Origin of the sequence: Bradyrhizobium elkanii WSM2783, assembly GCF_000472865.1 — a bacterium.
Classification (GTDB): Bacteria; Pseudomonadota; Alphaproteobacteria; order Rhizobiales; family Xanthobacteraceae; genus Bradyrhizobium; species Bradyrhizobium elkanii_A.
In genome coordinates this window covers 1-10,750 of the sequence record NZ_AXAP01000146.1, presented here as the reverse complement: position 1 = coordinate 10,750, position 10,750 = coordinate 1, and the positions used below count along the sequence as shown (strand labels likewise).

Below are 10,750 nucleotides of genomic sequence, written 5' to 3'. Positions count from 1 at the left end.
TGAACGGCGAGGTCACGACGGCCCGCACGAAACAGAGAAGCCCGATCATCCCGCCAACTTAGCCGAATCCGTCACATCATCAACTCGGACAAGGTTTTCGGTACACACAGGCCCGGTCGGTCTTCAATCTTTGATCCGAGTGTGGCTTGCAGGTCAGCGCTTGCCGGTCGGCCCCATCGATTGCCAGTTGCAACCGCGCTCGAAGGCGGCGCCGGCCTGATAGAGCGTCGACTCCTGCCAGTGTTTGGCGACCAGCATCAGCCCGATCGGGCGGCCGCCTTCTCCAAGGCCGCACGGGATCGAGAGCGCCGGATGGTGGGTGATGTTGAAAGGGCACGTGTTGGTGATCTGCTCCCAGCTATGCTGCATCAGGATTTCCATCGGCGCGTCCGGCGACGGAATCGGAGACGCCATCATCCGCGTCGTCGGCATCAACAACAGATCGTATTTCGCGAGCGCGGCGTCATACGCAGCGCGTAGCCTGCGCCGCAGATTTTGCGCCTTGAAGTAGAAGTAGCCCTGATAGAATTTGTCGGTATAGGCGCCCAGCAGCATGCCGACCTTCACGGTATCAGGCAGCTCGTTGGCACGGTCGCGCAGCGAGCCGAGCCGGCCGGCCAGCGAGATCGGATAGACGCCTTCGATATTGCGCGGCAGCGGGCTCTTGACCATCGCATGGAAGGTCCCTTCGAGCGCGATCGCCGACCAGATCGGCACGCCGGTCAGATGCCAGGGCACCGAGATCTGCTCGACGCTGGCGCCCTGGTCCTGCAGCACCTTGGCGGCCGCGCGCACACCGGCATCGACGTCCGGATGGGAATCGAACTGACCGAAACCCTCCTGCACCACGCCGATCCGCATGCCGGAAGCGCCGCGATCGATCGCCTTGGTGTAGGTGTCGAGCTTGAGGCCGCGCTGGCGGGAGTCGTAGCCGTCCTCTCCGGCCATCACTTCGAGGAACAGCGCATTGTCCGCCACTGTCGCCGTCAGTGGGCCGGCATGGTCGATTGTCGGGTCCATGCCCATGATGCCGGTATAGGGAACAAGGCCCCATGTCGGCTTGAGGCCGACGACGCCGGATAGCGACGCCGGAATCCGGATCGAGCCGGCCTGGTCGCCGCCGGTCGCCATGTCGACTTCGCCGAGGGCGACCAGCGCGCCCGAACCGGTCGAGGAACCGCCCGGGGTATGGCCCCAAGCGCGCGGATTCTGCACGGGCCCAGACGTGCTGGTCGCGGCGCCGCCCGAGAATGAGAAATATTCGCAGACCGACTTGCCGACGATCTCGGCGCCGGCGTCGAGCAGCCGGGTGATCACCGGCGCATCGAATTCCGGCACGTAGCCTTCCAGCACGGAGGCGCCGTTGGTCAGGGGAACGCCGGCCAACGCATAGGTGTCCTTGACGGCAACTTTCTTGCCCGCAAGCTTGCCGCTGCCTGCACCCTTGATGTGCGTCTTGGCGATCCATGCGCCGTGCTTGTTCTCTTCGCCCTCGGGCCGATAGTATTTTCCGCGCGGATATTTGATTTCGGGAACGTCGTCGGGCAGCGACGCAAGCAGGCTGTAGCCGTCACCGAACGGCTTGATGAAGCCGATCACTGAATTGGCGTAGCCTTCGGTGATGTCGATGCCCAGGCTGTCGCCGATTTCGCGCAATTGCTCGGTCGATGGAAGTTTGAAGGACATCGGCTTTGCTTCTCATAGGGGATGCGCGAGAGACGGATCTCAATCGCGCCGTTGCAGGTGTTGGCTCTGGTGTGTCCACCGATAGCATGCGTGTCGTTCTTCACGCTTGGCTGGCAATGCCGCCTGCTTGCCTCGGTGCGCCAATCTTCGTCATGCTCTTCGCTGGCACGGCTCTTGCTTTGAAATTCCGATATCCGAGCACGATGATCTCGATCGGAGAGTTTCGATGTTCAGTGCCCAGAATATCGTCGGGGCCAGCCGATCCTTTGAGCATTGGCACTACGCCACCTGCCACAACTATTCGATCACGGACTATCGGCGGACCAGACAGGGGCCGTTCTCGGGCCATATCTCGGCGCATTCCTTCGGCACGCTTACGGTGAGCAAGCTCTCCTCGCTGGCAACCGACGGCCGGATCGAGGTGGTTCGCGGCTCCGCGGAAATCCGCGCCGATCAGCGCGATCAGTTCATGTTGTTCCTGGTCTATTGCGGCGACGTCGGCTTTGCGCAGGACGGGCGCTCGGCGCGCGTCCGCAGTGGAGACATGATCATCTACGACCAGGCGCGGCCGTTCACGATGGAGTTCGGCGGCGAGACGCGGCAGATCATCGTTTCGATCCCGCGCCCATTGATGGCATCACGCGTTCCCGAGGCGGAACGATTTACCGCGCGTTTGATTTCATCGAATTCGAAATTGGGTACGCTGACGGCAAGCGTCGTTCGTCAGCTCGTCGAGTTCGAAGCCTCGCTCGATGAGGAAATCGCCAACCGGGTCGGCGGCTCCGCGCTCGACATATTGGCGGCGACGCTTCAGGCCGAGTTTTCCGATGATGGTGAGGACGCAGGCCGGCATGACCCTCGGCTCGCGCGGGTCAAGCGCTACGTTATCGCCAACCTGCACGACTGCGAAATGACGATCGACAGCATTGCGTCCGCGCAGAATCTGGCGCCCCGCACCTTGCACCGGCTGTTCGCCGCCGAAGGCACGACGCCGATCCGTTGGCTGTGGCAGCAGCGTCTCTCCGCGAGCTACAAGGCGCTCGCCGAAGGCCGCATCAGGAACGTGACGGATGCCGCGCTGAGCTACGGATTCACCGATCTCTCTCACTTCAGCCGGGCGTTCAAGAAGACGTTCGGCCACGCGCCGCACACCCTGGTGCGACGCTGACTGATTGCGGCCGTGGCACGCAGGTGCCGGTCGCACCGAAATGCCATCAACGCCTGAGACCGACACTCAGGCGCTCCCTCTTGTTGCCCGATCAGACTGCGCTGTGTCGCGACCGGCTAGATCCGGGCAACGAAGCGTGCATGGCTGATTGGCAACCATAACCTAGCATTTGGCAGTCCGAGACAAGCGTGGGCCTCTGAGCTGAGGCTAGCATCGCGGCCGGGTGAACTGGAGCATCGCTGGTTCACGGGGTGGGATCGGCCTGCGGCGAGATTGTTCTTCTCCACGAGGCAGCACGCACATGATCGGAAGATCTCGGCACAGAGGAGAGACCGGACGATGGGTATGAACCGCAGAACATTCTTGAAGACCAGCGCCGTCGCGAGCGCCTTCGCGCCCGCACTGGTTCGGAGCGCGGCCGCGGCCGATCCGATTCTGATCGCCAGCATGTACGACCTGTCCGGCGGGCTCGAAGGCTCGGGCAAGCCGATGTACGACGTCCTCAACTTCGCGGTCAGCGAAATGAATGTGGCGGGCGGGCTGCTCGGCCGCGAGATCAAGGTCATCAGCTACGACACCCAGACCAACATGCAGCTTTATGCGCAATATGCGCAGGAAGCCGCGCTCAAGCACAAGGTCGCGGTGGTCCATGGCGGCATCACCTCGGCCTCGCGCGAAGTGATCCGGCCGGTCCTGGACAAGTACAAGACGCTGTACTTCTACGACATGCCATATGAAGGCGGCGTCTGCGACCGCAACATCTTCATCGATGGCGTGACGCCCGCCCACAACACCCAGATTCTGGTCGAGCACGGCCTGAAGAACTGGGGCAAGAAGGTCTATACGCTCGCGGCCGATTACAATTACGGCCAGATCACCTCAGACTGGGTGAAGAAGTACGTCAAGGACGGCGGCGGCGAGGTGCTGGGCACCGAGTTCTTCCCGCTGGATGCAACCAATTTCGGCAGCACCATCTCCAAGATCCAGGCCGCCAAGCCGGACTGGATCATGACGATTCTGGTCGGCGGCGGCCCGATCTCCTTCTACCGCCAGTTCAACGCCGCGGGCCTCGCCGGAAAGATCCCGATCGCATCGACGACCTTCTCCGGCGCGAACGAACAACTCGTGCTCACGCCCGAGGAGAGCAACGGCATCGTGGTCGCGTACAACTACCTGGAGACGCTGGACAGCCCGGCCAACAAGGAATTCCTCTCCCGCTTCCGTGCCAAATATGGCGCCGACTATCCGCCCATCTCCGACCTGACAATGGCGAGCTACCAGGGCATGCTGCTCTGGGCGGCCGGCGTCAAGAAGGCCGGCTCGCTCGACCGCGAGAAGGTGATCGAGGCCCTGGAGACAGGCATCAGCATCGACGCGCCGAGCGGAAAGGTCACGCTCGATCCGCAAACCCATCACTGCATCTTCGACGTTCACCTCGCCAAGATGCAGGACAAGAAGCCGGTTCTGATCGAGACATTCCCGCAGCGCAAGCCGGAAGATACCGCCGCGGTGTGCGATCTGAAGAAGAATCCGCGCGAAGCGAAGCAGTACATCATCAAGGTGAACTAGTGCCTGGTTGCATCGAGCTGTGTCCTTGGTCCTGGAGGCTGCTGCGTTGGACTTAGCAATCGTTGTCGGGATCGATTTCATCTACGCGGTTGCGACGCTGGCGCTGATCAGCGTCGGGCTTGCCATCGTGTTCGGCATGATGCGGATCATCAATCTCGCCCATGGGGAATTCATGGTGATGGGCAGCTACAGCGCCGCCGTCGCCGTGCATCATCACGTCAATATCTGGATCGCCATCCTGATCATCCCGCCGGTCACCGTGGCAATCATTGGCGCTGCCGTCGAATACCTGATCGTGCGGCGGCTCTACGGGCGCATGGTCGAGACCATGCTGGCGACGTGGGGGCTCAGCCTGTTCGTCGTCGGCATCCTGACCATGATCTTCGGTGACGTCACCGAAGGCGTGCCGACGCCGCTGCCGGGGATAACGATCGGCTCCTATCAGGCGAGTGGCTACAGCCTGTTTGTGATCGCGGTGTCGATCGCGGCCATCGTTGGCGTCTATCTGGTGCTGCGCAACAGCCGGCTCGGACTGCTCGCGCGGGGAACGATGCAGAATGCCGAGATGGCGGCGGCGCTCGGTGTCGACACTTCGCGAATCTACGCCGTCACCTTTGCGTTCGGCGCGGCGCTTGCGGGATTGGCTGGCGGCGTATTGGCGCCGATCTCGGGCGTATTCCCCAGTATCGGCGGATCCTATATCGGCCGCGCCTTCATCACCGTGATCGGCGGCGGGCCGGCCGCACTGGTCGGCACGATCTCAGCATCATCGCTGTTCGGCTTCATCAATCAGCTTGCGACCTTCGCGACCAATCCGGTCTACGGCGAGGTGGCCCTTCTGGTGGCGGCGATCATCCTGATTCGTCTGCTGCCGCAGGGCATCACCGGACGCTTCTTCCGGGGCAGCCTATGACCGATCTCATTCGCGCCAACAGAGGCCTGGTTGCCGTCGGCGTCATCGGCCTGGGATTGTTGATCGGGCTGCCACTCGTGCTCGATCTCTACACGCTGCTGCAGATCACGTTCTACGTGATCTTCGCGATCCTGGCGCTGAGCCTCGCCTTCATCTGGGGGTATGGCGGCATTCTCTGCTTCGGCCACTCCGTGTTCTTCGGACTCGGTGCCTATGCCTATGCGGTCAGCGTCATCAATATCGGCGAGAGCACGTTGCCGTTCCTGATCGCGATGGCGCTGCCGGCCGCATTCGCTGCCGGGCTGGGCTATTTCATGTTCTACGGGCGCATCAGCGACGTCTACGTCGGAGTCATCACGCTGACGGTCACGCTGATCTTCTACAACGTCGTCAATTCCACCGCCGGCCCCCGATATCACATCGGCGAAGCGCTGCTCGGCGGCTTCAATGGCATGCCCAACGTTCCCTCGCTCAACGTTCCGTTCCAGCCGGACAATACGCTCGAGCCCGAGGGCATGTTCATCCTTTGCGGGGCGATTCTGTTGATCGTCTATTTCGGCCTGCACGCGCTTCTGCGCACCCGGTTCGGACGAGTGCTGGTCGCCGTGCGCGAGAACGAGCAGCGGGTCGAATTCCTTGGCTACGATTCGCGGCTGCACAAGCTGATCGCGTTTGCGATCGGCGGCGCGCTCGCCGGCCTCGCCGGCTGCCTGTTCACGGCTTGGGGCAATTTCGTCAGCCCGACCGCGTTCAGCGTGGTGCAGTCGGCGCAGATCATCATCTGGCTGATGGTCGGCGGGCCGGGCACACTGCTCGGCCCGGTGATCGGCGCCATGTTCATTTCGTGGCTGACCGTGAAGATCGGCACCCAGCAGACGATCAACGCCAACGTCGTGCTCGGGGGCATCCTCCTGGTGTTTGTGCTGCTGGTGCCGAAGGGCATCGCGCCGATGGTCTCCGAACGGTTGGTGCCATGGCTGCTCTCGCTGCGCCAGACGCAAGCCTCGCCGCGGCCGGTCGCGCAGGAGCGCAAGGCATGAGCGCGCCGCTGATCGAGACCCGTGGGTTGGTCAAGCATTTCGGTGGCGTGCAGGCGATCCGCGGTGTCGGTTTCACGCTGGCCGAAGGCGAATTGCGCTGCCTGATCGGTCCAAACGGGGCCGGCAAAAGCACCTTCTTCAAGCTGCTGACCGGACAAATCAAGCCGACCAGCGGCTCGGTCCTGTTCCGCGGGACCGATATCACCGCCTTGCAGGCGCACGAGATTGCGCGTCTCGGCATCGGTGTGAAGACGCAGGTGCCCAGCGTCTTCAATGGTCTTTCCGTGCGCGAGAATCTGTGGATCGCCGCGGCGCGCCACAGGAAGGGACGGGCGATCGCGCAGGCGGTGGAGGCGCAGATCGAGCGCCTGATGCTCGGACGCTTCGCCGAGAGCGTGACCGGCCAGCTCGCTCACGGCCAGCGACAGCGCGTTGAGCTCGGCATCGTGCTGTGCGGCGAGCCGAACCTGATCCTGCTGGACGAGCCGGCGGCCGGAATGACGGAAGAGGAGCGGGGCCGCACCGCGGAGATGATCGTGGAGATCAACCGCGACCACCCTCTGATCGTTGTCGAGCATGACATGGCCTTCATTCGCAGCATCGCGCGGCGCATCACCGTGTTCAATCAGGGCACGATCCTGATGGAGGGCGATGTCGACGAGGTCTTCAACAGCCAGGCGGTGCGCGACGTCTACCTCGGCAAGGCGGTGGCCGCGTGATGCTTCAGGTCGACAACATCCACGCCGGCTATGGCCGCATCCCCGTGCTCTCTGGCATCAACTTCAGCATGGCCGAAGGGCAGGTTGTCGGCGTGCTCGGCCATAACGGCATGGGCAAGACCACGCTGCTCCGGACCCTGATCGGACAGATCCCGCTCAGGAAAGGCGCGATCCGGTTCGACGGCGCCGACATCAGCAGATTGTCCTCGTTCCGCCGCGCCCGCGCCGGCATCGGCTTCGTTCCGCAGGGCCGCGCGATCTTTCCGAATCTGACGGCCCGCGAGAACCTGCGGATGGGCTTCATCGAGGATGGTGTTCATTCCGAAGAGAACACCGTGAAGGATGTGCTGGCGCGGTTTCCGCGACTAGATTCGATCATCGATCGCAGCGGCGGCGCGCTCTCCGGCGGCGAGCAGCAGATCCTGGCGCTGGCGCGCTGCCTGTGCGGGCGGCCGAAGCTGCTGCTGTTGGATGAGCCGACCGAAGGCATCCAGCCATCAATCGTCGAGGAGATCCTCGAGATCCTGATCGGCCTGCACCGTCATCAGGGCCTTGGCATCATCGTCGTCGAACAGAATCTCGATTTCATCAGGCGTCTTTCCGACCGGGTGCTGTTGATCGAAAAAGGCTCGATCACGGGAGAGGTCACGCCCGACGCATTGGGGGAGACCCGCGAGCTCGGCGCCTATGTCGCCGCCGAGTAGGAACACTTCGGACCCGCAACGAGCGGGTCACGAAGTCGGCAAGGCCGGCATTGCCGGCACGACAACCAGCGCAACGGAGCGCACAGACAGAGAGGTCGCCATGCACAAGATCGAGATGTCCCCCGAGATTCTGGACCGCATCAAGGCTTATCGCGACGGGCTGCACATATTCGGCAATATCGATCCCGCACGCACGGCGCATATCATCGTCGATCTGCAGAACGGATTCATGGAGCCCGGCGCGACGGTCGAGCTGCCGGTGGTGCGCGAGATCGTTCCTAACGTCAATGCGATCTGCGCGGCTGTGCGGGAGGCCGGCGGCCTCAACGTGTTCATCCGCTACCTGATCGACGACGAGACCCTGGTGAGCTGGTCGAGCTGGTTCACCGACTTCGCTTCGCCTGAGCGGCGCAGGGCGATGATCGATACGTTCAGCCGGGGCTGCCATGGCTTTGCGCTCTGGCCGGGCCTGGACGTGCAGTCGAGCGACCTGATCGTCGACAAGACCCGCTTCGGCGCCTTCGTGCCGGGCTCCTCGAAGCTGCACGAGATCCTGCAGGAGCGCGGGATCGACACCCTCATCATCACGGGGACCGCGACCAATGTGTGCTGCGAATCGACCGCGCGCGACGCGATGCAGATGAACTACAAGATCATCTTCGTCGCCGACGGCAATGCCGCGATGACCGACGCCGAGCACAATGCCACGCTGAACAACATGGTGGCGCTGTTCGCCGACATCATGACCACCAGGGAAGTGGTTGGCGTGCTCGGCACCGCCGCAGCCTCCAGGCAGGCCGCGGAGTGATTTACGAGCCCGGCTGAAGGCCCGGCGTCGAAAAGCCGCGTGTTCAGCCGCGGCCGGGCAAGGGGAATACGCGCATGGCACACCGACCGAGGATCGCCCATCTGGCTGGGCCGACGGCGACCATTCAGAACTCGCCGCCGCTCGTCACCTCGAACAAGGCGCGTAGAAAATACGGGCTGCCGCCACGCACGAATCGCGACGGCAGCGATGCGCGGTTCGATGCGCTGCGGGCACAGCGGCTGGCGGCCCCGGCCACGGTCTATGTTGAATGCTTCTCCGCTCATCCGCTGGAGGCGGATGCCGCCGAGCTCTATGGTCCGCCCGACGGTTATCTGGATGTTAACGGCATCTTCCGTCGCGAACGCATGAGCGCGACTGACAAGGCGGTGTTCGAAATCGAGATCAGGCCGGAGGACGGTCTCTATCCGCTACCCTATATGGCGCGGAAGGCGGATGGCGAGGCCTGGGAAGGCGAGTGCACGGAGCCAGGTGCGCCGGCGTCGCAGGCGAGGCAGTCGTTCTATCCTGACGGCTCACGTAGTTTCGAGGAGATCGACCGCTTGAGCGTCGGCGCGGAGGGCGTCGGCAATCTGATCTCCGCCTTTGCGGACGTCGATTTCTACCGGGTGCTGCCGCCGGCGGGGTACACCAAGGGGCTGCTGGCATCGCTGCGCACCGACGTCGGGGAGGGCGACATTCCGCCGGAAACCCGCAGCAAGGATTTCTTCGCCTACAGGCCCTATCACCTCGGCGAAGCGCCGCCGCGGCCGGCCTTGGCGCGTCTTACCAACGCCGCCCGCCGGATCTTCGATAGCAACAGATATGACGGAGCGATCTACACGCAGGGCAGTCCCCAGATCGAGGAGGTCGCCTACTGGTTCAATCTTCTGATCGACACGACGATTCCGATTTGCGGCAATGCCGCGCAGCGGCCACAGGGCGAGCTCAGCCATGACGGTCCGAAGAACATCACCGATTCCGTCGAGTACATCGCCTCACGAGTCTGGGCCGATGAGCACGGCCGCAACCGAGCGGGCGTCATCGTGCTGCAGGAGCAGCGCTTCTTCGCCGCGCGCGAAGTGATGAAGGTCGACGCACGGCCGGGCGGCTATGTCGCGACCGGCGGCCACGGCGGCATTCTCGGCGGTATGGGCTATCATGGCGCCGCCGTCCTGCACTACGTGCCGGCGCTGAAGCACACCTACCTGTCGGAGGTCAATCTCTCGAAGATTCCGCTCTCGGTGCCGGTCGCTTTGCGTTCAGACGGAATTGTCAGGCGCAACGAGATCAGGATCCGCGAGGACAATGGCGATCTCCTGGAGGGCGCCATTCCCTCCGTCTCGATCGTCAAGGATGGCGGCTTCTATGCCGAGGAGTATTTCGAGGATCCCGATGTCACCACCGATCTCGTCGCACTGGTGGAACGCAAGCTGGCGAAGAATCGCCTGGCCGGCTTCGTCGTCGAAGGCACGGTGCCATACGGCAAGATGACGTCGTCGGTTAGGCAGGCGGCGTTGCAGAAAGCGATCTACAGCGGCCTGCCCGTGGTGCGCGTCGGCCGCGGCAGCCCCGAAGGCTTTGCCGATCCGCACCCCTATTTCATCGCGGGCTCCAACCTCACAGCGACGAAGGCGCGAATGCTTCTGATGGCCTGTCTCCTGAAGTTCGGCAGCCTGCCGCCGGCGAACAATCCCGACGAGCCGACGGCTGCCGAACTCGCTGCGATCAGGGACGCCGTCGGCGCGTATCAACGAATTTTCGATACGCATTAGGGCGCCTTATTCCTTTAATGAGAACTTCTCATTTTGTGAGAGATCGCACCAGCTGTCTGTACCGAAAACCTAAGCTCGAGCGCAGTGGTGGTGAAGTCCGCCAAGGATGGCGTGTGATTTAATGCTTCCGGTCCGCTGAACCGGGCGGGCAACCGGCGCGTCTTTGTCCAACGACCGGTGCGCTCGGATGTCGTTGTAATAGCGTGCGTAGGATCGCAAAATCCGTCGTAGATGCGTCTCCCCAAAGACGATGATGTGATCTAAGCACTCGCGGCGGATCGATCCGATCAACCGTTCGGCAACTCCATTCTGCCACGGCGAGGCCGGTGCAGTAGGCCTGTCGCGGATGCCCATGGCGCGCATTCGGCGCG

10 protein-coding genes are annotated in these 10,750 nt (G+C 63.1%); 8 read left to right on the top strand and 2 right to left on the bottom strand.

Translation table 11 applies throughout. The features are described 5' to 3' along the window. Window positions 1-153: 153 nt before the first annotated feature. A complete protein-coding gene (locus YY7_RS0147790; RefSeq protein ID WP_028169178.1) occupies window positions 154-1,686 on the bottom strand; it encodes an amidase in 1,533 nt (510 codons plus the stop codon). Between the two features lie 226 nt (window positions 1,687-1,912). On the opposite strand from YY7_RS0147790, the gene YY7_RS0147785 reads away from it, so the two are divergent. The 8 genes from YY7_RS0147785 (at window position 1,913) to YY7_RS0147750 (ending at window position 10,379) form a co-directional block, all read left to right on the top strand. After that, complete coding sequence (locus tag YY7_RS0147785) at window positions 1,913-2,854, top strand: helix-turn-helix domain-containing protein (RefSeq protein WP_028169177.1); 942 nt, start codon at window positions 1,913-1,915, stop codon at window positions 2,852-2,854. 339 nt (window positions 2,855-3,193) lie between these two features. Beyond that, window positions 3,194-4,423 (top strand): urea ABC transporter substrate-binding protein, encoded by a 1,230-nt coding sequence (locus YY7_RS0147780; protein ID WP_028169176.1) that lies wholly within the window; start codon window positions 3,194-3,196, stop codon window positions 4,421-4,423. A 46-nt stretch (window positions 4,424-4,469) separates the two neighbouring features. Continuing rightward, entirely contained in the window at window positions 4,470-5,336 is an 867-nt protein-coding gene (locus YY7_RS0147775; RefSeq protein ID WP_028169175.1) for an ABC transporter permease subunit, read from the top strand. Further along, window positions 5,333-6,376, top strand: coding sequence for an ABC transporter permease subunit (locus tag YY7_RS0147770; protein ID WP_028169174.1), 1,044 nt, complete (start codon window positions 5,333-5,335; stop codon window positions 6,374-6,376). Before YY7_RS0147775 ends, YY7_RS0147770 begins: the two co-directional genes overlap by 4 nt. Next, entirely contained in the window at window positions 6,373-7,095 is a 723-nt protein-coding gene (locus tag YY7_RS0147765; protein ID WP_028169173.1) for an ATP-binding cassette domain-containing protein, read from the top strand. The genes YY7_RS0147770 and YY7_RS0147765 overlap by 4 nt, the downstream gene beginning before the upstream one ends. Continuing rightward, on the top strand, window positions 7,095-7,799 hold the full coding sequence (locus YY7_RS0147760; protein ID WP_035693002.1) for an ABC transporter ATP-binding protein: 705 nt from the start codon (window positions 7,095-7,097) through the stop codon (window positions 7,797-7,799). The genes YY7_RS0147765 and YY7_RS0147760 overlap by 1 nt, the downstream gene beginning before the upstream one ends. Window positions 7,800-7,899: 100 nt before the next feature. Continuing rightward, entirely contained in the window at window positions 7,900-8,607 is a 708-nt protein-coding gene (locus YY7_RS0147755) for a cysteine hydrolase family protein (RefSeq protein ID WP_035693005.1), read from the top strand. A 74-nt stretch (window positions 8,608-8,681) separates the two neighbouring features. Further along, window positions 8,682-10,379, top strand: a complete 1,698-nt coding sequence (locus YY7_RS0147750) for an asparaginase domain-containing protein (RefSeq protein WP_028169170.1) — start codon at window positions 8,682-8,684, stop codon at window positions 10,377-10,379. 69 nt (window positions 10,380-10,448) lie between these two features. Here YY7_RS0147750 and YY7_RS64180 read toward each other — a convergent pair. After that, window positions 10,449-10,750, bottom strand: a 302-nt coding sequence (locus YY7_RS64180) for a transposase (protein ID WP_245287691.1), incomplete at its 5' end; no start/stop codon positions are given.

What these genes read in the sequence shown, in the direction of transcription:
- YY7_RS0147790 (WP_028169178.1), bottom strand. Translation starts at nt 1,686, where the DNA reads ATGTCCTTCAAACTTCCATCGACCGAGCAATTGCGCGAAATCGGCGAC.
- YY7_RS0147785 (WP_028169177.1), top strand. Translation starts at nt 1,913, where the DNA reads ATGTTCAGTGCCCAGAATATCGTCGGGGCCAGCCGATCCTTTGAGCAT.
- YY7_RS0147780 (WP_028169176.1), top strand. Translation starts at nt 3,194, where the DNA reads ATGGGTATGAACCGCAGAACATTCTTGAAGACCAGCGCCGTCGCGAGC.
- YY7_RS0147770 (WP_028169174.1), top strand. Translation starts at nt 5,333, where the DNA reads ATGACCGATCTCATTCGCGCCAACAGAGGCCTGGTTGCCGTCGGCGTC.
- YY7_RS0147765 (WP_028169173.1), top strand. Translation starts at nt 6,373, where the DNA reads ATGAGCGCGCCGCTGATCGAGACCCGTGGGTTGGTCAAGCATTTCGGT.
- YY7_RS0147760 (WP_035693002.1), top strand. Translation starts at nt 7,095, where the DNA reads ATGCTTCAGGTCGACAACATCCACGCCGGCTATGGCCGCATCCCCGTG.
- YY7_RS0147755 (WP_035693005.1), top strand. Translation starts at nt 7,900, where the DNA reads ATGCACAAGATCGAGATGTCCCCCGAGATTCTGGACCGCATCAAGGCT.
- YY7_RS0147750 (WP_028169170.1), top strand. Translation starts at nt 8,682, where the DNA reads ATGGCACACCGACCGAGGATCGCCCATCTGGCTGGGCCGACGGCGACC.